This is a genomic window from Agrobacterium tumefaciens (genome assembly GCA_025559845.1).
GTDB lineage: Bacteria > Pseudomonadota > Alphaproteobacteria > Rhizobiales > Rhizobiaceae > Agrobacterium.
This window is the reverse complement of sequence record CP048470.1, coordinates 1,169,428-1,192,603: the sequence shown is the minus strand read 5'-3', so window position 1 is coordinate 1,192,603 and position 23,176 is coordinate 1,169,428. Positions and strand designations below refer to the sequence as shown.

Annotated in this window: 20 protein-coding genes; 10 read left to right on the top strand and 10 right to left on the bottom strand. The window is 58.1% G+C overall.

Annotation, left to right across the window (positions count from 1 at the left end):
- Window positions 1-161 precede the first annotated feature (161 nt).
- The 3 genes from FY156_21840 to FY156_21830 are packed head-to-tail and all read right to left on the bottom strand — an operon-like array spanning window position 162 to window position 2,646.
- Window positions 162-692, bottom strand: a complete 531-nt coding sequence (locus FY156_21840) for a hypothetical protein (protein UXS04144.1) — start codon at window positions 690-692, stop codon at window positions 162-164.
- 26 nt (window positions 693-718) lie between these two features.
- Window positions 719-1,768: a lipoate--protein ligase family protein gene (locus FY156_21835; protein ID UXS04143.1), complete on the bottom strand. Its 1,050-nt coding sequence runs from the start codon at window positions 1,766-1,768 to the stop codon at window positions 719-721.
- 38 nt (window positions 1,769-1,806) lie between these two features.
- Window positions 1,807-2,646: an iron ABC transporter substrate-binding protein gene (locus FY156_21830; protein ID UXS04142.1), complete on the bottom strand. Its 840-nt coding sequence runs from the start codon at window positions 2,644-2,646 to the stop codon at window positions 1,807-1,809.
- A gap of 247 nt (window positions 2,647-2,893) precedes the next feature.
- On the opposite strand from FY156_21830, the gene FY156_21825 reads away from it, so the two are divergent.
- Window positions 2,894-3,091 (top strand): hypothetical protein, encoded by a 198-nt coding sequence (locus FY156_21825; protein ID UXS04141.1) that lies wholly within the window; start codon window positions 2,894-2,896, stop codon window positions 3,089-3,091.
- Window positions 3,092-3,219: 128 nt separating this feature from the next.
- Here the strand turns inward: FY156_21825 and FY156_21820 are convergent, their stop codons facing one another.
- Both FY156_21820 and FY156_21815 read right to left on the bottom strand, forming a co-directional pair.
- A complete protein-coding gene (locus FY156_21820; protein ID UXS05196.1) occupies window positions 3,220-4,590 on the bottom strand; it encodes an FAD-containing oxidoreductase in 1,371 nt (456 codons plus the stop codon).
- Window positions 4,581-5,039, bottom strand: coding sequence for a DUF4126 family protein (locus FY156_21815; protein UXS04140.1), 459 nt, complete (start codon window positions 5,037-5,039; stop codon window positions 4,581-4,583). The genes FY156_21820 and FY156_21815 overlap by 10 nt, the downstream gene beginning before the upstream one ends.
- A 454-nt stretch (window positions 5,040-5,493) precedes the next feature.
- Between FY156_21815 and FY156_21810 the strand changes: the two genes are divergently transcribed.
- On the top strand, window positions 5,494-7,236 hold the full coding sequence (locus FY156_21810) for a type I secretion system permease/ATPase (protein UXS04139.1): 1,743 nt from the start codon (window positions 5,494-5,496) through the stop codon (window positions 7,234-7,236).
- Window positions 7,233-8,537, top strand: a complete 1,305-nt coding sequence (locus FY156_21805) for an HlyD family type I secretion periplasmic adaptor subunit (GenBank protein ID UXS04138.1) — start codon at window positions 7,233-7,235, stop codon at window positions 8,535-8,537. The genes FY156_21810 and FY156_21805 overlap by 4 nt, the downstream gene beginning before the upstream one ends.
- A 45-nt stretch (window positions 8,538-8,582) precedes the next feature.
- Here the strand turns inward: FY156_21805 and FY156_21800 are convergent, their stop codons facing one another.
- The 5 genes from FY156_21800 to FY156_21780 all read right to left on the bottom strand — a co-directional run bounded on the left by FY156_21800 (window position 8,583) and on the right by FY156_21780 (window position 14,111).
- Window positions 8,583-9,980, bottom strand: a complete 1,398-nt coding sequence (locus FY156_21800; protein UXS04137.1) for a family 16 glycosylhydrolase — start codon at window positions 9,978-9,980, stop codon at window positions 8,583-8,585.
- A 234-nt stretch (window positions 9,981-10,214) separates the two neighbouring features.
- Window positions 10,215-11,027, bottom strand: coding sequence for a phosphonate ABC transporter, permease protein PhnE (phnE, locus tag FY156_21795; GenBank protein UXS04136.1), 813 nt, complete (start codon window positions 11,025-11,027; stop codon window positions 10,215-10,217).
- Window positions 11,028-11,088: 61 nt separating this feature from the next.
- Window positions 11,089-12,081 (bottom strand): phosphonate ABC transporter substrate-binding protein, encoded by a 993-nt coding sequence (phnD, locus tag FY156_21790; protein UXS04135.1) that lies wholly within the window; start codon window positions 12,079-12,081, stop codon window positions 11,089-11,091.
- 26 nt (window positions 12,082-12,107) lie between these two features.
- Window positions 12,108-12,950 (bottom strand): phosphonate ABC transporter ATP-binding protein, encoded by an 843-nt coding sequence (gene phnC / locus FY156_21785; GenBank protein ID UXS04134.1) that lies wholly within the window; start codon window positions 12,948-12,950, stop codon window positions 12,108-12,110.
- Between the two features lie 300 nt (window positions 12,951-13,250).
- Entirely contained in the window at window positions 13,251-14,111 is an 861-nt protein-coding gene (locus FY156_21780; GenBank protein UXS04133.1) for a LysR family transcriptional regulator, read from the bottom strand.
- A 139-nt stretch (window positions 14,112-14,250) separates the two neighbouring features.
- Between FY156_21780 and FY156_21775 the strand changes: the two genes are divergently transcribed.
- The 7 genes from FY156_21775 to FY156_21745 all read left to right on the top strand — a co-directional run bounded on the left by FY156_21775 (window position 14,251) and on the right by FY156_21745 (window position 23,135).
- Window positions 14,251-15,357 (top strand): phosphonoacetaldehyde reductase, encoded by a 1,107-nt coding sequence (locus tag FY156_21775; GenBank protein UXS04132.1) that lies wholly within the window; start codon window positions 14,251-14,253, stop codon window positions 15,355-15,357.
- 98 nt (window positions 15,358-15,455) lie between these two features.
- A complete protein-coding gene (locus FY156_21770) occupies window positions 15,456-16,580 on the top strand; it encodes a TIGR03364 family FAD-dependent oxidoreductase (GenBank protein ID UXS04131.1) in 1,125 nt (374 codons plus the stop codon).
- A 10-nt stretch (window positions 16,581-16,590) separates the two neighbouring features.
- Window positions 16,591-17,400 carry a phosphonoacetaldehyde hydrolase gene (locus FY156_21765; GenBank protein ID UXS04130.1) on the top strand — a complete coding sequence of 270 codons (810 nt, stop codon included), beginning with the start codon at window positions 16,591-16,593 and terminating at the stop codon, window positions 17,398-17,400.
- Window positions 17,401-17,625: 225 nt separating this feature from the next.
- On the top strand, window positions 17,626-18,135 hold the full coding sequence (locus tag FY156_21760; protein ID UXS04129.1) for a sigma-70 family RNA polymerase sigma factor: 510 nt from the start codon (window positions 17,626-17,628) through the stop codon (window positions 18,133-18,135).
- 82 nt (window positions 18,136-18,217) lie between these two features.
- The gene (locus FY156_21755; GenBank protein UXS04128.1) at window positions 18,218-19,213 is read left to right on the top strand and encodes a FecR family protein; all 996 of its coding nucleotides are present in this window, start codon (window positions 18,218-18,220) and stop codon (window positions 19,211-19,213) included.
- Window positions 19,214-19,469: 256 nt separating this feature from the next.
- Window positions 19,470-22,265 carry a TonB-dependent hemoglobin/transferrin/lactoferrin family receptor gene (locus FY156_21750; protein ID UXS05195.1) on the top strand — a complete coding sequence of 932 codons (2,796 nt, stop codon included), beginning with the start codon at window positions 19,470-19,472 and terminating at the stop codon, window positions 22,263-22,265.
- A 90-nt stretch (window positions 22,266-22,355) separates the two neighbouring features.
- The gene (locus tag FY156_21745; GenBank protein UXS04127.1) at window positions 22,356-23,135 is read left to right on the top strand and encodes a hypothetical protein; all 780 of its coding nucleotides are present in this window, start codon (window positions 22,356-22,358) and stop codon (window positions 23,133-23,135) included.
- Window positions 23,136-23,176: the final 41 nt, after the last annotated feature.

The following is a 23,176-nucleotide window of genomic DNA, read 5'->3' as shown; positions in this document are numbered from 1 at the left end:
GGTTGAAAACAGCCGGTGGTCGGCCCGGACCATTGGAACGATTGAATCGGTCGATTTTTCTCGTTCGACCTTCAAAATCTCACAAATCATGGTGTGTTGGTGTCTGATTTTGGCCGCATCAGCCTCTGTCGTACAAGCCAGACGAGCGCGAATTTTCCGATTTAATGGAGTGTTTTGGTCGCCCGGGACGCGCGGAGGACGGTTTCGGACTGGCGTGTGATGCGTGCTCTCAGGCTCAAGGGCAGGGGTGCCAGAACCACACCGAGATTGCGAAGCGTGGCAGCAAAGGTTTCCGCCGAAGCGGCCACTTTTATCAGGCTGGTTTCGGGGCAGAGTTGCGTCAGGCAAACGCGGAATATTTGCTCATCCCAATGCTGGATGCCGGCAACGATACCAAGCAAAAGCACTTCGTCCGGACTGATGAAGCGTGATCCGGCCCGGTAAGCGACGAGGGGACGGAACGCGCAGGTATTTAGCGAGGTCATGAACCGCTCGAGTGCGGCTGCAGCCTCCGCTCCCGCAGAGGCGCCAAGTTTGTCTTGATAAAAGCGCAACGCGGCCGGTGCTGACCGGTCGCGCATATCATCGATCGGATCGGCCAGCAGCCGATAGCCCTCGAGCACGAGTTGCTCTGCCCGACGGTTGAGGTAGTCCTCCGTCGTGGGAGCATAAGTACCCGTGTCTTGTGCCATGGCGATGTCCTCGACTGGCTAGCCTGTCACGGAACGTGACGAAGCCACTCATCCGTCGAGAATTTTTCGGCGGCCAATTTTTCGGCGGCAGCGTATTCCTCGGGTGAAATGCTGCCGGCAGTTCCGCCATTCAACGAACGGAACGTCTCCTTCATCCGCTCGATGATTTCTTCCCTTGGCAGGCCGGTCTGGCTGCGCAGAGGATCGACACGCTTGTTGGCGCTGGTGGTGCCCTTGTCGCTCAGCTTCTCTCTGCCGATCCGCAGAACCTTGACCATCTTGTCGGCGTCCATGTCGTAAGCCATGGTGACGTGGTGCAGCACGGAACCGGCGGTGAAGCGCTTCTGCGCCGCGCCACCGATCTTGCCTTTGGTGCTCGAAATGTCGTTGAGCGGCTTGTAGAACGCATCGATCCCCAGCGAGTTCAGCGCTTTCAGGACCCAGTCATCAAGGAAGGCGTAGGAGTCCGCAAAGCTCATGTCACGGACAAGTTCCGCTGGCGCATAAAGCGAATAGGTCACGGTCGTGCCGGGCTCGACAAACATCGCACCGCCGCCGGTGACACGACGGACGGTCTCCACACCGAATTCGGCAGCAGCTTCCAGATCCACTTCGTTTCGCAACGACTGAAATCCGCCGATGATGATGGCAGGGCGTTCCCATTCCCAGAACCGCAGGCAAGGAGCGCGGCGACCCGCCGCGACTTCCTTGGCAAGCACTTCGTCGAGGGCGAGGTGAATTGCCGGCGGCAAAGCGGGCCCCTCCAGAATCTGCCACTCATAATCTCGCCATGTCCCGGTTACGCCAAGCGCTCTGCGGACGGCGATTGCCACGGCCTCGGCGCTGAAGCCGATCATTTCGGCACCGGGGCGTAGACCGGCTCTGACCGCTGCAATGATCTCTTCGACGCTGGAAGAGACTGGCAGCCCTTCCAGCGATGTGCGGATATCGTCCAGTGCTTCAGCCGGCTCCAGGAAGAAGTCGCCAGATACCTGCACGTCCGAAAGGCGGCCATCCAGATTTTCGAGATCGACGACAACCAGCTTGCCGCCTTGAACCTTGTATTCACCATGCATGCTTGTGTTCCAATCAGAGGCTTACGCGTCGCGGTTTATCAGGGAAACGAGACCAGATCGCCATAGAGTGACCGCAGCTTTTCCTTCACGGCCGCCGAGTTCCGGTAGATGTCGATAAACTTCCGCAACTCTTTATCGTCTTTCAGTTCGGGTCTTGTTACGAACTGGAATGCATAAATCGGGTCGTTTTCAAAAATAAGCCCGGACGCCGGGTCGAGACCCGCCAGCTTGGCAAATGTCGGGTAGGTCGCCCCGGCGTCGACCTCATCCAGCGCACGGGCAATCTGCGGTCCATCGAGCTGCACGATCTGAAGTGGTTTGTGCCAGACAGTGACATCTTCCAATGTCGCCCGGTGACCCACATCAGGCTTGAGTTCGATCAGGCCAGCCCGCTCAAGCAAACGCAACGACCGCGCCGTATTGACCGCATCGCCGGAAAAAACGATGCGTGCATTGTCGGGCAGATCCTGCAGACTTTTGTACTTTTTGGAGTACAGCCCGAATGGGGTGCCGAATGCCGGTGCAATCGCAACGAGATTTTGTCCGCTGTTCGTGTTGGAAAATTCCAGGAACGGTATGTGCTGGAACAGGTTGGCATCGACCTCGCGGTCGGCGACCGCTCTGTTTGGCGTGTTCCAGTCGTTGAATTCAACAAGCTCGACCTTCAGCCCGGCAGCTTCCGCTTCGGTTGCCGCGATCTCGGCCGCCTGGTTTGAAATACTTGTCGCCAGGGCGATGCGCAGCGTTTTGGGTTCTTGAGCGGTCGCGCCGGGAACACCCCATACACACGCCAGCGTCGTGGCGATGATCCCCAAAACAGTCCGGCGAGTGGCCGTGGTCGACGTTGAAACATTTCGTGGACGGCGATGAACGAGCATGGGTGAGACTTTCAATGGAGGCGTAAGCCGTAGCGTCTGTGTAGATCGGCTTCGGCCTACAATAACATGATATTTTTAGTCAAGAATGCAATTGATACGTTGGTCTTCGATGCGCTCCCGATAGACCATAATGCTTCCTTTTGACGACTTTTATCAAAGCCCCCTTGCAACGAATTGCATTTCTAGTTTAGAATAATTCTAATAACTTGATCGATAATTTCAACTTAAGCTTTTGAAAGGAGCTCCCATGTCCAGCAATCCTTCCTGCAACGCCTGTGCATTTTACGAAGATCACACGGCCAACAGCGGCAAGGTATCGGCGGACGCCGGCCTCTGTCGTTTCAACCCGCCGGTCTCGCAGCCGCAGGCCGATTCCCGCGGTCTGTGGCCTGTCGTTTCGTCGAAGGACTGGTGCGGCCACTTCAGCACCGAGCGCGCAGCTTGATAAACACTGGGCGGTCATAAGCCGCCCGATTTGCGTGATGAAAAAAGGGCGGCTGTCTTCGACGGCCGCCCTTTTGATGTGTGTGAGTGACGCCAATCAGGTCTGAACTTTAGGGCCGTCGACAGACGTTACTCTTTCATGCTGAGGACAACCGTTGGCCAGAATTCGGAGACGGTTGGGTGGATTGGGACTGCCCAGCGCAATTGATCGTAGGTCGCACCGGCGTTCATCATGTCGAGAATGCCGTGGATCGATTCGTCGCCGCCGGTGCCGAGAATGGCGGCGCCGAGAATTTCCTTTGTCTCGGCATCGGCGATGAATTTCATCAGGCCCTGGGTCTCACCTTTTTCGACGGCGCGGCCGACGCGGGCCATGGATTGGTGGCCCACAAGAACCTTGCGACCGGTCTTCTTCGCTTCCGTCTCGCTCATGCCGATACGGCCAAGGGGCGGGTCGATATAAAGCGCATAGCCGACCCGGCGATCGGAGACCTTGCGGTCCTCGCCGTCGAAGAGGTTGGCCGCGACAATCTCGAAGTCATTATAGGCCGTGTGCGTGAAGGCGCCTCGGCCATTGCAGTCGCCCAAGGCCCAGATTCCCTCGACATTGGTGGCGAGACGATCGTCGACCTTGATGTAACCGCGCGCATCGCGTTCAACGCCAGCCCGATCGAGACCGAGATCGTCGGTGTTCGGACGGCGGCCAACGGCGATCAGGACGTCCGAGCCAATGGTGTCTCCACCATCTCTACCGGTCTTAACGGCAATACCGTCTTCATGTTTGCGGAAACGAATATCGTCGGCGTTGGTATGAATAGCGATGCCTTCGGCCTCGAGAATGCCGCTGATGGCCTCGGATATATCCTCGTCCTCTCGCGCGACGAGGCGGGGACCCTTCTCGATGACCGTGACCTCGGCGCCGAAACGACGATACATCTGCGCAAACTCCAGGCCGATGTAACTACCGCCGATAATGATGAGATGCTTTGGCACGCGGTCCAGCATGACGATGTCGCTGTTGGTCATGTAGGGCACGTCATCGATGCCTGGAAAATCCGGGATTGCCGCACGACCGCCGACGTTCAGGAAGATCTGCGGCGCGGTCAGAAGCTCATCGTCAACGCGCACGGTGTTGGGGCTTTCGAAACGCGCGTGACCTCGCATCAGTGTGCAGTTCGCCATGCTGCCCAGCCAGCTTTCGTTTCCGTGGCGGCTGTCCAGCGTGACCTTGTGCGAACGGCGCATGACCGTCGGCATGTCGATCGCCACCTTGCTGTCCAGCACTACACCATATTCTGCGCCCCGGCGGGCAAGATGGGCCGCATAGGCACTGGCGACAAGTGTCTTCGTTGGTTTGCAGCCGGTGTTGACGCAGGTGCCACCGACATGTTTGCGCTCGATGATCGCAACGCTCTTGCCGGCATCGTTGAAACGTCCGGCAAGCGAAGGGCCGGCTTGCCCGGCCCCGATGATGATTGCGTCAAAAGCCTTCATAGCGATGAAACGATCAGGTAGGCGCCGATAATGGCGACGGCGTCCTCGATAAAGGCGGCCGGTGGGTCCTTGCCGAAGCTGGCGGCCAGTTTGCCGCGAGCAGCGGCACCGCCATAGGTGCCGACCACGGCGCCGACGATGCCGGCGATCAGGCCAACAATCCAGTTGCCGGAGGGTACGCCAATTGCGGCACCTGTCAGCGCGCCCATGAGAATGCGTGCGCCGAACTGCTGCGGTACCTTGCGGCTGGGCGTCGTGGGCAATTGGTCGGTGACCAGTTCGACGGCGGCGAGGATGGTGAAGATACCAACGGCCCAGACGGAGCCCATGAAGGCCAGCCAGGAGCCGGAGAGATCGAGCCAGCCCAGCCAGGCTGCCCATGCAATCGCGGCCGGTGCCGTCATGGCGCGGAGTCCGGCAATCACGCCAATCAGAAGTGCAAGCAAGAAAGACATCTTTACCTCAAGGTTGGTTATTCCAGGCGATGATAAGAAAGATGATGCCAAACCTTCCCGAGTGTCTGTCTTTGAAGAATGCGAGACTTTTGGATTTTGGAAAAATGCGATTTCCGGCTCGGTTTGTGCGTCGATTTAAGCTGCTTTTTCTGAGCGTTTCAAGCGGCGTTATTTGGCGATATCTGGCTTATCTTCGAGCGTTCTCCCGGAACGTTCCGAGACGGCGTAAAGATGAAATCAACCTGTTTGAAATGCTTCGTTGTTCCTGGTCAACGTCAATACGGCACAGTGATCATCGCGGTTTTAGGCGCGGCTTTACCAACGGCACCTGTGTGGAAGATTTTCGCTTCGGAAAGCCGTCACCTTCCGGGACAATAGGATAGCCGGTCAACCCTTCCAAAGGTGTCTGATCGGCTCTTTTTGCGACCTCAAAGCCCGGAAGGAAAAAGGCGACGTGCAATCGAAGCTGACATCCGACACCTACAGAAAGACAGTTCTTCAACCGCTCAGAAGATCGGTTTTCTCTCTTGGCGCCACCAGCGCGGTCATCAATTTGCTGGCGTTTACCGGCCCGATTTTCATGTTGCAGGTCTATGACCGCATCCTGCCGGGGCGCAGTGTTCCAAGCCTTATCGGCCTGGCAATCATCGCTGCGGCACTTTTCCTGTTTCAGGGCGTCCTTGAACTGCTTCGATCGCTTTTACTCGGGCGGATCGGTGTTTCGATTGACCAGCGGCTTAATCGGGGTGTTCTTGGCGTGCTGGTGTCGACGTCGGCGAATGGATCGTCGGCTGGCGATGGGCTCCAGCCGGTGCGCGATCTCGATCAGGTGAGGAATTTTCTGTCCGGCCCCGGCCCGACGGCGCTGTTCGACCTGCCATGGATGCCGGTATACATCGCGGTCTGTTTCCTGTTTCACGTGTGGATCGGTGTTGCCGCCCTCTGTGGCGCCGCCATTCTGGTGATCTTTGCGGTCCTTGCAGAAATCCTCTCCCAACGCCCGGCAAAGGCTGCAGCGCAGTTTTCCACGCAGCGGCACACCTTTGCTGCCGATGCCCGGCAAAACCGTGAGGCGGTCATGGCCATGGGCTTTGCCTCACGGCTGGAAAACCGCTGGGCTGTTGCAAGCGACCGCTATTTCGCCAGCCAGATCAGGACGGGCAATATCGTCTCGCTCCTGACCACGTCCTCGCGCATCGCCCGGATGATGCTGCAGTCGGGCGTGCTTGCTGTCGGCGCGTTTCTCGTTATTCGTGAAGAGGCAACCGGTGGTATCATCATAGCAAGCTCCATCCTTGTCAGCCGGGCACTGGCGCCGGTGGAGCTTTCGATCGGGCAGTGGCGCAGCTTTGCCGCAGCCCGGCAGAGCTGGTCACGCCTTGCCGCACTTCTGGCCGCAACACCGCAGATGGACCGGGCGGTGAAACTGCCTGCACCGAAAGCAACACTGACGGTTGAAAACCTGTCTCTCGCAGCTCCTGGTCGGCGCGACCTGTTGCTTCGCAATGTATCCTTCGAACTGGTAGCCGGTGCCGTTCTCGGTGTCGTGGGCCCGAGTGCTTCCGGCAAGACATCTCTGGCGCGGGCGCTGATCGGTTTTTGGCCGTCAGCGGCCGAGGCGATAAAATTCGATAAGGCATCGCTGGCCCAATGGGAGCCCGCCGAGCGGGGCAGACATATCGGCTATCTGCCGCAGGACGTGCAGTTGCTAGACGGATCGATAGCCGACAACATTTCCCGCTTCGACACTGATGCGCCCTCTCAGTCCATCATCGCGGCGGCAGAGGCTGCCGGCATTCGCCAGATGATTGCCGAACTGCCTGATGGTTTTGAGACAAGGATCGGAGAGGGCGGCGTGATCTTGTCCGCCGGTCAGAGGCAGCGAGTAGCGCTGGCGCGGGCTCTCTACGGTGACCCTTTCCTCGTCGTGCTGGACGAACCCAATTCCAATCTCGATGCCGAGGGCGAAGCTGCACTTCTTCGGGCGCTTGAGACGGTGCGTGAGCGTGGCGGTATCGCTGTTGTCGTTGCCCATCGGCCAAATGTGTTGTCCGTTGCCGACCATATCCTTGCCCTTGGCCACGGTCGGGTTCAGGCCTTCGGGCCGAAGGAAACCGTACTGGCTCAGCCGGCGAAAGCGCCGGTGCCGGGCCCGCTGGCGTTTCGCGTCACCTATGGCAAGGACATGGCATCATGAACGGCAAGACCGACCTCGATATGGATAAAAGCATCCGGCGCCTCTCTCGTATCGTCTTTGTCACGATCTTCGTTCTCGTTGGTGTGGCTGGTGGGCTCGCCGCGACCGTCAATATCGCTGGTGCGATCATTGCGTCCGGTACTCTCGTCGTTGATACCCAGGTCAAGCCGGTACAACATCTCAAGGGAGGTGTGGTGCAGGAAATCCTTGTGCGTGACGGCGACAGTGTCGAGGCGGGGCAGGTTCTCCTGCGTTTCGACGGCACGCAGGCGCGCGCCAACCTTGCGATCATCCGCAAGCGGTTGAAAGAACTCTCTGCCGTGGCAACAAGGTTGCAGGCCGAACGGGACGCAGCAACGGTGCTGACCATCAGTAACACGCTGGCGACCTCCGATCCGGATAGTTTTCGATTGCTGCTGGGTGAACAACGCCTCTTCAACGACCGCCGTGCCTCACGGGAGGGGAGGAAGTCGCAACTTCGCGAACGCATCAGCCAATTGCAGCAGGAAGCGGAAGGGCTTGCTGCACAGGAAAAGGGCAAGCGTCTGGAAATCGACCTGGTGGAAAAGGAACTCGCCAGCCTTAGAAACCTCCTTGATCAGGGTATTGTTTCCGCAGCCCGGGTCTATTCCCTTCAACGCGAGAGCGCGCGTCTGACGGGCGAACTCGGCAATTTTATCGCTTCTGTCGCGCAGGTGAAGGGGCGCATCACCGAAACCGAACTGCAAATCATCCAGATCGAGGATGACCATGGCAGCGAGGTGTCCGAACAGCTTCGGCAGACGCAGGGCGATATCGGCCAGTTTTCCGAACGGTTGATCGCTGCAGAAGACGACCTGAAACGTATCGATATCCGCGCACCGCAGGCGGGTGTGGTCGATCAGATGGCCGTTCATTCCGCGGGGGCTGTTGTCAGTGCGGGTGAAACGATGCTGCGGATCGTTCCAAGCGATGACCACCTGACGGCCGAGCTACGAATTGCACCGCGTGATATCGACCAGATTGCGCCCGGACAGGCGGTGGTGCTCAATCTGTCAGCCTTCAATCACCGTGATACACCTGAACTCGATGCCCGCATTTCCACGGTTTCTGCCGATCTTCTGGAAGACAGGCAGACCGGAGAAAAATATTACCGCGCCAGAGCAACGATCGAGACCGATGAGTGGAAACGATTGGGTAAACGGCAGGCGGTTCAGGGAATGCCCGTCGAAGGATTTGTTCAGACCGGAGAGCGAAGCGTGCTTGCTTATCTCGCCAAGCCCATGACCGATCAGATCGGCCAGGCATTTCGGGAAAACTAGGAGCCATGCGGCGAAAAAATCGCCGCATGAACGTTTTGTCCGGTCTCAGACGTACCAGTCATCGATCGAATAAGCCTTGATGTAATCGATCTTCATCTGCGAACCGTCGCTGAAATCTTGCGCCGACGGTGTTCCGGCCATGCCGCCGACGGCGAGATTGACGACCATGTACATTGGATCATGCATGTCTGACGGGGTGTCGATCTGCGCTACGGCCACATCATCGATGTACCAGGTGATGTGGTCTTCCTCCCACAAGACGCCGTAGGTGTGAAAACCTTCCGTGCTTGCCACGCTGACATTGTTGATGATCGAAGACTGTGAGCCACTTTCGTTGGTGTGGGCCGACATGATGACCGTATTGGGGTTCTGGCCTCGCATTTCCACCACGTCCAGTTCCGGCGGCCATGAGCCGTCGGCCGGAAGCAGCCAGAAGGCGGGCCAGGCGCCCTGGTCGTCAGGCATGTCCGCACGGATCTCGAAGTAACCGTAGGTCTGGCTGAAGGAGGAATAGGTATTCAGCATGCCCGAGGTGTAGTCGTAACCGTTCACCTCACTTTCGATCGACGAGGGTGTGGCGGCTGCAGTAATCGTCAGGACGCCGTTCTCGACCGAAAATGGATTGACGGAGGATGTCGGCTCATAGGACGGATTGATGTACCACTGCTTTTCACCGTTTCCGGTGAGCGTGCTGCCTTTTTCCGGCGCCCACCAGTATTTGGCGTCCCATACGCCCTGTTCGCCGTCGTGGAGCGATAGGGAATTGAAGTCATCGGTGAAGGTTGCCGTGAGCACCGAACGATCGAGGCTCAGTTCAAACTGGTCTGCCTGCAATTCATCGGCGGTTGTGTTTGCCAGCACGACACTTTCGCCATTTCCGAGATTGAGCCACAGGTCGTTTCCTTGCTGTGTGGCATTGCTCATCAACTGGTCGAATGACGTGATGCCGTAGTCGTTGAGGCGGATGGTGTCGTCAGAGCCGAAATCGGTGATGAGATCGGTGCCGTTGCCTTTCGTGAAGATGAAGGTATCAGCGCCACCTCCACCAATTAGCACGTCATTGCCTGCGCCACCGTCGATGGTCTGCGAGCCCGAACCACCGGTGATGATGTTGTCGAGATCATTGCCGAAGGCATAACGGCCGTTCCCCGTGACGCGCAGGTTCTCGAAATTGTCGGGTAGTGTGTAGCTCATCCACGTGTCGATGGTGTCGATGCCCTCCCCGGCATTTTCGACCGCTCGATTGATCCCCGAATAGAGGTAGTAGATGTCATCGCCCGTACCGCCGATCATCGTCACATCAACGGAACTGTCACCCCACATGGAATCGTTGCCTGCCTTACCGTAAAGTTGGGGGCCGGAATTGGTGGCAGAGAAGAAACCTGTGGAACTTCCGCTGTAATAGAGCGTCTCGCCAAGCGCATTCAAAACTGTCTGGGCCATCGCAATGCCTCCTGTTCGTGGTGGTCCTCCGCAAAACTCCTCCTGCGGAAAACCTAACAGTCCGGCTTTTCTGATTTAGGGCGAAAATGAGATGTCCTGTTCCAATACGGGAATGGCGGCGCAAAACTGCCGCCGTGTTTAACGAGGCGTATTGCTCCGGCACAACCGCGTGATTTTACGCTTCATTATGAGGCAGGGTGTCACGCGATTACGGCTGCGGACCAGAGGCCGGCGTTACAGGACGAGCTTGCGCAACTGCTGAGACAGAAGGTCCATCAGGCTGACGGTGGCGATGATGATGATGAGCATTGCAGAGGCCTGCGGATAATAGAAACCGCGAATGTTTTCGAACAGAACCTGACCGATGCCACCGGCACCGATGAGGCCGAGAACGGTTGCCGAGCGGATGTTGGATTCCAGGCGATAAAGCGAGAGCGAAATCCATAGCGGTAGCACCTGGGGGATGACGCCGAACAGCACTTGCTGCACGCGAGAGGCACCGGTTGTGCGGATCGCCTCGACCGGGCGAGGGTCGATGGCTTCGACGGCCTCGGAAAACAGTTTGGAGAGCGTGCCCGTGGTGTGGATGAAAAGCGCCATCACGCCAGCGAAAGGACCAAGTCCTACAGCCACCACGAAAAGGACCGCAAACACCACTTCATGAATGGCGCGGAACATGTCCATCAGGCGACGGACTGGCTGCAGCACCCACCACGGCGCCATGTTGTGTGCCGAAAGGATGCCAAGCGGGACGGAAAAGACGACCGCCAGAAAAGTGCCCCAAAGGGCGATCTGCACGGTGACGACCATTTCCTCCAGGTAAAATCGCCAGTCACCGAAGTCGGGCTTCATGAAGCCGCTGGCATATTCAGCCATGTTGCCGGCATCGGTGAACAGATAGGTCCATCTGCCTATCTCCGCCGGTGTCCAGCTATAGGCCAGTGCCGCAATAACGGCGAGCAGGATAAGGCCGTTTCGCGTTCCGCCTGGTTGTTTCGGCAAAGATGCGGTCAAGGCAGTGTCTGTTGTCGTCATCGCTTTGGTCATGGAATTGTCTCGCGTTGGAAGAGGAGGCAGGCCATCGGGCCTGCCTCACGGTCGATCGGGGTCAGTTGCCGAGGCTGGCGAGTTCGGCTTCGTATCTTGCCTTCTGCGCCGTCAGGTCCTTGATCTTTGCGTCTCTTGCAGCGGCGTCGAGCTTGGCATCGCCCTGAGCCTGCGCAATGGCCTTGGTCAGTTCCATGACGCGGATCGGCAGAAGCTGGTTGTCGTTGGAAGCGCGGAATGGCGACCATTTCAGACCGGCGAGGATTTTCTTCTCTTCCTCGACGTTACCCTTGGACTTGTCGGTTCCGTAGGTCAGGAAGAAATCGCGGATCTTCGTCTTGGCTTCTTCCGTCAGGTCCTTGCGCCAGACAATCGGATCTGCGGGGATCAGAGGCGAACGCCAGATTTCGCGGATGTTGGCGAACGCTTTCGGATTGTTCTGCTCGATAAGCGCCATGTTCTCGGTGTTGTTGGCGGCAGCGTCGACCTGTTTGTTGGCCACAGCCATGGCATTTGTTTCATGGTTGGCGTTGGTGACGTTCTTGAAGCAGGTCTTCGGGTCGATGCTGTTTTTCGAGAACACGAAGGTCATCGGCACGAGGTAGCCGGAGGTGGAGTTGACGTCACCGAGACCGAAGTTGAGCGACTTGTCGCAGGTCAGGAGCTGGTCGATCGTCTGGATCGAAGACTCTTTCGGCACGATGACCACGGACCAGTAGCCCGGCTCACCGGTGACGGCGACGCTCTGAACGAACACTTCGCCATCGGCGCGGTCGACGGCTTCCATGGCCGACTTGTTGCCGTACCAGGCCATCTGCACCTTGTCGAAGCGCATGCCTTCAATGATGCCGGCATAGTCGGACGCGAAGAAGGGTTTTACCTCAAGGCCGGTCTTTTCCTTCATCGCATCGAGGAAGGGCAGCCAGCTGCTTTTCAGGTTCTGCTGGGATTCGGTCGAGATGATACCGAAGTTGATGGTTTCTGCCGCATGCGCTGCAGACCCCAGAGTAAGGGCGAGCGACATCGCCGCCATGCTTTTCAGGATCGCGTTCATCGTAGTCTCCGTGTCGTCAAACGTGGTTAGGCGGGCAGGGGCTGGGCCTGCAGTCTGTTGAGGACCGGCTTGAGGGCCGGAGCGGCATGGCCAGCCGGAGCATCCGGCAGGACCAGTTCTTCCGAGGCCGCGCCATAAAGCTCGGCCAGGAATTCGTTCGTCAGCGCGCTGGATGGTCCGTCATAAACGATCTTGCCATTGCGCATCGCGACGGTGCGCGGGCAATAACGGCGCGCATATTCGACCTGATGCAGCGATACGACCACGGTGATGCCGTCGCTGGAATTGATATCGGAAAGCACATCCATGACGCGCCGCGCAGATGAGGGGTCGAGAGCGGAGATCGGCTCGTCGGCAATCAGGATTTCGGCTTCCTGAACCAGCGTTCGGGCAATGGCGGCGCGCTGCTGCTGGCCACCCGACAGCGTTGAGGACCGCTGGGTAACCACCTGGGGAATGCCGACCCGTTCCAGCGCGACCTGGGCCTTGCGTTTTTCGTCATGGTTGAAGAGGCCAAGCGTTCCGCGCCAGCGCGGCGTGCGGCCCAGGTGGCCGATCAGTACATTGGTCAGCACGGAAAGCCGGCCGACCAGATTGAATTGCTGGAAGATGACGGAAACGCGGCCCCGTTTCAGGCGCCGGTTGAGACGCCCGCTGTCCTGACAAAGATCGCCGAGGACGTCGATGCGGCCACCGACAGCATCTGCCACTTCCAGGCCGGCAATATGGCGGATGAGGGTGCTTTTGCCTGAGCCTGAAGCGCCGATCAGCGCAACCATTTCACCGCGCTCGACGGTCAGGCTTACCTTGTCCAAAGCACGTGTCTTGCCGAAAGTCTTCGAGACATTGGAGACCGTTATCGCTGTCATTGTTACCTGTTCCTTCAGCCAAAATTCGGCATGGTTCTCCCGCACGCAAAAGAACAAGTCCCGTGCGTCGTGCAGAATTTAATGTGAATCGTCCAATGTCGTCCGGCTATCGATGTATAGATCCGGACTGGATGCAATTACCCTGTGAATTGCCTGGTCGGATGGCGTTTAATTACAGGTCACACGATGACAGTTTCGTGACAAAACGCCGTCTGTGACCCGTAGGTGCAATCCAAATTATCTGTCGATACCATAGGTCAAATCTATGGGTTGCGCCGACTGCTTCTGCGAGAGTCCGTCCTAGAGAACGGTTTCGACAAAAGCCTTGATCGATCGCACCGTCTTTCGGTCTTCCAGAAAAGCCAGCCGATACTCCGTTCTGATCATGCCGCCGGAAATGCGCAATGTCTTCATGCGTGGGTGGGGGACGAATTCGAAGTCCGCTACGACACCGATCCCAAGTCCCCTTTCAACCGCTTTCCACACACCCTCGCGGCTGCCGATTTCCATGAATGGCGTGAGGGCAACATTGGCGGCTTCGGCCGCGCGCTCAAGCGCATAACGGGTGGTTGAGCCTTCTTCCCGGAGGATCAGGGGTTCGCCCGCCAGCTCGGCCAGTTCGATCTCGTCCCTTTGCCACCAGGCATGGTCGTCATTTACGAAGGCGACGATCTCCTGCGTGCTGAAGGTCATGGTCTTGATGCGAGGGTCGTCGATCGTATGCGCCAGGATCGCAATATCGGCTTCGAGCTCAAGGACGCGTTTCAAGGTGCGGTCGGAATTGCCGAGAAGCATGTTGACCTTGAAGGACGGGTAACGCTCGATGAAGCGCGCGATCATGTCGGTGGCATGAAACGGGCTGACGGCGGCAATTTTCAGTGCACCGGTCTTCAGTTCACCGAAATTGAGAAGCAGCTCCTCCGCCTCTTCGTGAAGCTTGAACAGTCTGGCGCTGATCGAAAGCAGCGAGCGGCCAGCTTCGGTCAGCTCGATCTGGCGGCCTTGACGCAGAAAGAGTTCGACGCCGTAGCGTTCCTCCAGTTCGCGGACCTGCGTCGTCAATGTCGGCTGGCTGACCCGAAGTGCGCGCGCGGCGGCCGAGAAACCGCGATGGGTGGCTACCGCCTGAAAGGCTCTCAGATGGGTAAAGACGATGGCCATGGTCAGATCTCCTCTCCCTCTCGCGACCGGTGCGAGACGGCGTCCAATCCATAGATCCTATCAATGGATCGTAACAAAAATATGGATTGGATTTATTGTCTTTGCCGGGTCATTCAATCGGCGAAACAAGGAGCGACCGATGCGTGCCTGGACCTATTCCAATCCTGTGAAGATCATCTTCGGGGCCGGCGCCCTTGCCGAGGCCAGAAAGGCCGTCGGCAACCGCGCCTATTGCCTGCTGACCTACAACGATCATCCGTTCTTCGATGACCTCGTTGCCCGTATCTCGCAAGAGCTTGGCGAACCGGCGGTTATCGTGCGGGATGTCGAACCGAACCCCAGCTTCGACGGCCTGAGAGCTGCCTGCCGGTCCTTTGGCGCCGCCACCCGGACGCCTGAAGTCATTCTGGCGATCGGTGGTGGTTCGGTCATCGATACAGCCAAGGTTCTCTCGGCCGGTGGTCGTGATTTCTCCCGCGTCCAGAATTTTCTGGAAGGCCACACGGGAGCAGAGACATTGCTCGATCTTCCGATCATTGCCGTGCCGACAACAGCAGGTACAGGTAGCGAGGTTACCTGCTGGGCAACCGTCTGGGACACGGCGGCCAAGAAGAAATACTCACTCGCCGACGCGCGTTATTATCCGCAATACGCCATTCTCGACCCGGAACTGACGCTGGGTGTGCCGCGGGCACTTTTACTGTCCACCGGGCTCGACGCGCTGTCGCATGCGCTTGAAAGCATCTGGAACGTCAATGCCAACCCGGTGTCTGCAAGCCATGCGGTTTCTGCGGCGCGGGAGATCATCGACGTTCTGCCGCTTCTGGTCGACAATCTCGGTGATATCGGTCTGCGCGAGCGCATGATGCGGGCAAGCCTTTCTGCCGGTTTGGCGTTTTCCAACACCAAGACGGCGCTTGCCCATTCCCTTTCCTATTACCTGACGCTGCATCACGGCACGGTGCATGGCATTGCCTGCTCCTTCAGCCTGCCGGCGATCATGCGCAGCGTGATGGGCCACGACGCCGACTGCGACGCTGCTTTGCGCCGCATTTTCGGTGACGATCTCTCTGCCGGTGCCGATGCGCTGGAGGTGTTCCTTCACCGGCTCGGCGTCTCGACGACGGCAACCGATTACGGTGTGACACGGGAAAACTGGCTGCGGGCCATCGACGACGCGCTGCTGGGCGAGCGCGGCCGCAATTTCATCGGCAGCCGTGATGCTGTGTTTGCCTCAGCTGCCTGAGACATTGGTTTTCGACCCGCGACGTTACCGAGAAAAGTGCTGTCATGCTTTGACTGTAGACAGATCAGGCAAAGCATGAATTTGAGAAAGTAAGGATCATGAGCGAACATTTTGATCTTGCCGTGGTGGGCGCCGGCATCGTCGGTCTTTCGGTGGCCTTGGCTGCCGTCAAGAAAGGCAAGAAGGTCGTTGTCATTGAGCGCAACGCCAAGGCCATCGGGGCTTCGATCCGCAACTTCGGTTTCATCACCATTTCCGGCCAGAAACAGGGCGATCACTGGGCGCGTGCCCGCCGCGCCCGGGATGTCTGGGCAGAGGTGGCGCAGGAGGCCGGCATTGAGGTTCTGCATCGCGGTCTGGTCATGCCCGCCTACCGTCAGGAGGCCGAGGCGGTGCTCGATGCTTTCCTAGAGACTGATATGGGATCGGATTGCCGACGGGTTTCCGCGGCAGAGGCTCTCGAACATGTGCCGTCGATCAGGGCCGAAGGCATGCGCGGCGCTCTCTACAGCCCGCATGAGATCAGGGTTGAATCGCGCGAGGCGATCCCGAAGATTGCCGCCTGGCTTGAAGCCCGCCATGGTGTGACGTTCCATTGGAATACAGCGGTCAATGCGGTGGACGGTACGACTGTGTCGACCAGCCGTGGCGTGATCGAGGCGGAAGCCTGCGTTGTCTGCCCCGGCGACGACTTCTCCACGCTTTTCCCCGATCGTATTGCCCCGTACAAGCTCCGCGTCTGCACGTTGCAGATGCTGCGCGTGATGCCCGCCAAACCGATCAAGTTCGATGCTGCCGTCATGTCCGATCTGAGCTTCGGCCGTTATGAGGGGTTTGCCGATCTGCCGGTGGCCAAAGCGCTGTGCGACCGGCTGGATGCGGAGCTTTCCGAGATGCGCCGCGAAGGCATCCATCTGATCGCCGTCAGGTCGGCGGACGGTTCACTGGTCGTCGGAGATAGCCATGTTTACGGCAATGCGCAGGAGCCCTTTGCGCAGGATCGCATCGATACGCTGATCATGGAAGCCTTCGATCAGATATTCGATCTGCCGGGACGCGAAATCATCGGCCGCTGGTGCGGCAGTTATGCCTCGGCAAGCGATCGGGTCGTCATGGTCGACGAACCCGCCGACAATATCCGCCTTGTCATGGTCACGGGCGGCACCGGCGCATCCACAGGCTTCGCACTGGGCGAGCAGGTCATCAATTCTCTCTACGCATAGGATGAGGCACATGGCACATCTCAAGGCAGTCGTGTTCGATTGGGCGGGCACGGTCATCGATTTCGGTTCATTCGCGCCAATGGGCGTTTTCGTCGAGGCGTTCTCCCGCTTCGGCATAGAGGTTTCGATTGCCGAGGCCCGCGAGCCAATGGGCAGACCGAAATGGGATCATATCGAAGCGATGATGGCGCAGCCGCGCATCAAGGCCGCATGGCAGGATAAGCACGGCCATGCGCCGACGCGGGACGATATTCAGGCTGTCTACGATGTCTTCGTGCCGTTGAACGAGGAGGTTGTCGATCAATATGCCGATCTCGTGCCCGGTGCCGCAGACATGGCAAAGGGGCTGCGTGAGCGTGGCCTGAAGATCGGCTCGACCACCGGCTATACCCGCTCGATCATGGCCCGTGTTCTCCCACTGGCGAAAGCGCAGGGTTATGAGGCGGATAATCTCGTCTGCGCCGGCGATCTGCCGCATGGGCGTCCGACACCGATGAACATGTACAAGTGCTTCCTCGATCTCGACGTGTGGCCTGCAAGCGCCGTGGTCAAGGTCGACGATACGGGTGTCGGAATTGATGAGGGGCGCGAGGCGGGCACGTGGACGGTCGGTCTGTCACTCAGCGGCAATGAGGCTGGTGTAACGCCGCAGGAACTGGCGGCATTGAGCGTTTCAGAAAAGGAAGCACTGCGCGCGAAGGCATCTCACGTCCTGCGCAAGCATCGCCCTGATTACATCATCGATACGGTGGCCGATCTTCAGCCGGTGCTCGACGATATCGAGCAGCGCATGAAAAACGGAGAACGTCCCGGCCTCTGACCCGGGCAACTGCGCGGAGGCTGCGGCGCTTTTTACAAACAACCGTCACGTCTGATCCAGGCGGGACGGATGACAACGAGGTCAGAAACGTCGGCCGGTGGGAGCGGAAATTGCTGCCTCGTGACCATGACCGATCCGTGATTGCAGAGCCCGTAAATTTACCTTGTAATACTTGACTGGAATAGTTAGGTATTCGCCGGATTGGTCCTGGTGGGGCGGGGGCAAATGGGCATTCATGATGACGATAAGCGCTATGCGATCTACAGGGCACACCGTGCCGACCTGGTGAAATTCGCAACGCCGATTGCCGGTTCGCGCGAAGAGGCAGAGGATATCGTTCAGGAAGCCTTTGTGCGCTTTACGCCCGGGCATGCCGCAAACGCGATTTTGCCGCGCGCCTATCTGACCCGGATCGTCCGTAACCTTGCTCTCAATCTGCGCAAGCGCAAAACACTCGAGAAGCGTCATGTGCAGGATGACGTCCCTTATTGGGGCGTCCCGCAGGCCGTCCAAACCCCAGAGCAACATATGCTTTACGAGGATCAGGTGAAGCGAGTGGCGTTCATTCTGTCGCAAATGCCCGATCAGAGCCGTATTGCGGTGGAGATGCACCGCTTCGACGGCTGCACGATGGAAGAGATTGCCGAACGCCTCGGGACGTCCGTCAGCAGCGTGCATCGGCTGTTGCGTAGCGCCATGGCGGAACTGACATCCCGCCTGAACGAAAGAAGCTGAAAAAAAAACCTCGTGCGATTGTCTTGATTATAAACATCGCCAATAACGGCTCGATTCAGGACTGAAACAGGCCCTTCTGACAATGACCTCGGAACGCGACACATCACAGCAGCCGCCGCTCTCTGTCAGGGAGGAAGCGGCAGATTGGTTTCTTCTGCTGCAGCAGAAGCCTGACGATCAGGTGCTGCACACTCGGTTCGGCATCTGGTTGTCGCAATCGGATGCGCACCGTCTGGCGTGGCGCGAAACAAATTCGATGTGGCAGGCGCTGGGCGATGCGTCCGGTCACTACAGGCGTCTGTCTTCTCCTTCAGATCAGGCATCCGCTCTCTCGTCACCCGTCGTAACCAGCAGAGGCCACAAGCGGCGCTGGGTCGCGGCCGCCTCGGCCGGTGCACTGTCGCTCTGTTTGAGCTGGTTCGCCCTGCCGACGGTGATGCTGCATGTTCAGGCTGATCACATCACCACGACGGCCGAAAGCCGGGCGGTCACTCTGGAAGATGGCAGCACGGTTGTTCTTGCCGCCGACAGCGCCATCAAATCCCGGTTCTCCGATGGCCGTCGCGAAATCACCCTGCTTGCAGGCGAAGCCTTTTTCGATGTTCAGCGGGATGTTTCACGCCCCTTCATCGTTGATGCCGAAGGTGTGAAGGTCGAGGTCCTTGGTACCGTTTTCGATGTGCGGATGACTTCTGAAACGACGAATGTCGCCCTGGCGAAAGGGCAGGTCCGGGCGTCATCGGGTAACAACACCAATATTCTCGCGCCTGGAGAAATCGTCAGCATCGATCGCAAGACCGGCGCCATGACGAAAGATGCGATCGGCATCGAGGATATCGGCTCATGGCGCGAAGGCCGCCTTTATGTGACGGATGTATCGATCGGTTCGGTCATAGAGTTGCTGCGGCGGTATCATCCGGCCTGGATTGCGGTTGCCGACCCTGGCCTCGCGGCTGAAAAGGTCACCGGTATCTATGATCTGACCCATCCGGACCAGGCGTTACGGGCGCTGGTTGATCCGCATGGGGGCAAGGTGCGCGCCGTCTCGTCCGCCTTGAGGGTCGTCAGCCGTTATTGACCTGAGAATGCTTCCAGCCCGCGCTAGGCGCGAGACATGTCCGGAAATCCTTTGGAAACATAGGGATACACTGTTTCCGGTCGTTGGGAAGAATGACTGAAGTCAAAAACATGAAAATAAAAATCATGTTTTTTGGAAAAACTTGAGTGAAAACTGAAAATTTTCTGTCGCGGCGTTGTCTTTAGGTCCGAGAGGGTGCGGAAGACGACACCGCCTCCGCATCAGGAGAGACAGAAAAGACATGACGTTCGGGACAATGAACCGCCTTACCGGCAGAATGAATCGGCCGGCCAAGACATTAAGATACAATCTATTACTGACGACGACAGCCATTTCGCTTCTCTGTGCCGTTTCGGACAGCGTTGCCCAAAGCGCACCGCCGGCTCAAAACGAGGCCGCTGCAACACGTGGCGTAGCGCGGGCGTTCAACATTCCGGCCCAGCCGCTTGCCGGTGCGCTCAGCGCTTTCAGCCGCCAGTCCGGCCTTCAGTTGACGCAGGCTGCGGGCACGGCGCGTGGTGTCAGCGGCAATGCCGTTATCGGCAGCTTCACGCCCGATCAAGCGCTGGCGAGACTGCTGAGCGGCACAGGCATCAACTATCGCATCAGCGGCGACAATGCCGCCGTGATTGGCGAAAGTGCGGGCTCTTCCGCTGCCGCCGCTGCGTCGGGCGATGGCTCGACGGTGCTCGATACGATCACCGTGGTTGGTCGAGGCGACCGCAATGCCGCCACCGGGGCCGGTTTTCAGGGTACACCGGACTGGGTTTATGAGGCGCCCGCAAGCGTCAGCGTGGTTTCGCGGGAAGCCATCCAGAACAGTGGCGCGCGCAATGCGCGCGACTTGCTGGACAATGTCGCAGGTGTCTATGCCAATAGATCCGAGGGCCAGAACCCCGGCATCTCGGTGAACGTGCGTGGTCTGCAGGACCAGAACCGTGTCATCACTTCCATCGACGGCGTCCGGCAGAATTTTCAGCGCAGCGGTCATGGCTCCAGCAGTCTGGTTTATGTCGATCCAGCCCTGTTGCGCACCATTGATATCGAGAAAAGCGGTAACGCGCGTGCAGGAAGTGCCGGTGCGCTTGGCGGGGTCGTCAATTTCCGCACTCTCGAGGCCGGCGATGTGATCAAGCCCGGCGAAACGATGGGTGGCTTCCTCGATATTGGTACGGGAACAAACGCCCATAATTTCGAAGGGTCTGCGGCCGGCGCAATGCAGTTTTCGGATAGTTTCTCTTTCCTCGGTGCGGCCAGCCATAAGCGCTTCGGCGAATATGATCCCGGTAAAAACGGCGAATTGAAACTGTTTAACGACTACTTTGCGCAATATTTCACCCGCACGCTGAACAGCAACAATGCGCTGGTCTTCACCGGTTCGGAATCGGCTTCCGGTCTTGCGAAATTTGAAATGCAGCCGCTCGACGACCTGTCGGTCACCGCAAGCTGGCTGCATCACCGATCGACATCCTCGCAGGGCTATTATCTGCCGGAGGGCGTTGAAGAAATTGATGTCCAGGCAACGGACCAGACCGTTATCAACGACACCGTCTCGCTCACTGGCCATTGGGACCCGGACAGCGATCTGGTCGATCTGAAGGCGCAATTGTCGTTCAACAGGCTAGCCAATCAGGAGCTTCGTGGTTCCGCAACGCGTATGGGCAATACCTACGAAGACAATGTCGACTACCTCATGGAGACGTGGGGCGGGAGCATAGAGAATACTAGCCTGTTCTCGTTACCTTTCGGCGATTTGTCGATCAATTACGGCGTTGAGGCCTTCCGCGACAAGGCGACTACCACCGGCGCCGCGATGATGGATGATTTCAACGTCATCGACTACAGCTTCGGGTACAAGGGCACCAATCCGACCGGCACACGTACTGTCACCAGCGGTTTCACCAGCGCCACTTTGGAGCATGACGACTGGCTGTCGGTGACCGCAGGTCTCAGATACGACCACTACAAGCTGTCCGGTTCCACTACGGTTCATTCGCCACTGCGATGGATTTCCCAGCCACCGACGCCGGTAAAGCAACCGAATACGTGCACTATAGTTCCGGTTGGTTTTCCGCAGTTCATCATTGATGGAGACGTAGCAAACGGCTCGATCTGGGACCCGGTTACCCGCCAATTGTGTACGGTGAAAACCGTGTTGGTGCCCAATCCGGACCTGCCGGCAATCGACAGCACGGATATTTCCATCGACCGGTCTGAGGGCGCCTGGCTGCCCAGCATGACGGTCGCAGTCAAGCCATTCGAGTGGTTCCAGCCGTTCGTCAGCTATAGCCGCAGCCTGCGGCCGCCGACAGTCATGGAAAGCCTGTTCAGCGGGGGGCATCCGATGGCGCCTCCAGGTGCCTACGCCCCCAATCCGTCATTGATTGCCGAGCGCGGCGAGACGTGGGAAGTCGGGGCTAATTTTACGCAAGACGGTGTCTTTACGGAGTACGACAGCCTGCGTTTCAAGGTTGTCGGTTTCCAGCGTGATATCGAGAACTATATCACGATGGGTCGTGTAAACCGTCAGGATTTTGCGACCGGCAGCGGTACGACTGCGACTTACAGTTATGGTAGCTTTGTCAATCTTGTCGGCAATACGCGAATGCGCGGTGTCGAGATCGAAGGCAGTTACGATGCTGGCAGTTATTATATCGGCGGCTCCTACACGCATCTGAAGGCCGATTACGCCAGCGAATATCTCTATAATGGCAAGATAGATTATGCCTACGCCGGAATGGTGTTCGAACCGCCACGCTACAAGATTACCCTCGATGGCGGACTGCGCTTCTTTGATGAAAAGCTGGTGCTCGGCGCACGCGCCAATATCGTTGGTGATAGCAAACCGGCATTTGGCTATCTCTCCAACACCTTTGTCACGGACAAATATACCGTCTTCGATATCTACGGGTCCTATGACATCAGCGAAAACGCCAAGCTTCGTTTCACGGTGAAAAACGTTGCCGACAAGGCCTATGTTCCGGCCCTTGGTTACTCCGCCCTTCCGGCGCCTGGCCGCACCTTCTCGGCGTCTCTCAATTTTACATTTTGACAGTTTTGCGCGCAGCCAGCGCTGCGCGCATCCCCAGGTTCGTCAATGACGGACTTCAATGGAAAACAAGCCAACCCAAGGAGACATCCCATGGCTGTTACGATCCAGCAGACTGCAGCAAGCTCTGACCTGCTCAACTACCTCGACAACGTGTGGAAGACAGACCAGGTCTATCGCGGCCACGGCGACTTCAGCCCGGCACCGGCAGGCAGCAGCGGAACCTATGACCAATGGATCGCAGGCAATTCCGGTACATCGCAGTCGGCTCTCCTGATGCAGGGTGATTTCGGTTACGCGCCTCCCGGCGGTTTTACCGGTACCGTCAGCAGCCTGACCTTCGGTGACAACCTTTCGGGCGATGCAGCTTCCAATTGGTCGCTTGGCAACGCTGAACTGACCGTGACCGGCATCGTATCCAACACTACGTTCGCAACCGCAATCTATGTGGCTTCGAACTATGGTACGACCGATTCCCAGACGGTCGGCACTCGCTCTCTTGGCGGCTTCAAGGCATATTTTGCCGAGCAGGGCACCAACCAGATCGGCACCTCCGGCAATGACAAGCAGTACAGCTTTGCCGGTAACGACACCTTCACCGGTGGCGCAGGCAACGACACCTTTGTCTTCGGCGACAATTGGGGTAGCGATATCATCACCGATTTCGGCGATGTCACTGGCAACAATGATATCATCGACCTTACGGCAAACACGGGTATTACCAGCTTAACCGATCTCCTTCTCAACCACAGCAACTACACCGACAGCACGGGCGTTCTGACGATCTTCGACGGTGCGAACACCATCCAGGTCAACGGTTATGTTGGAACGGATATCGCTACACTGGTCGGTAACGGCAGCATACTGGTCTAAGAAATAGCTGTCGTGTTTCGAACCTCACAGCAGACTCCGTC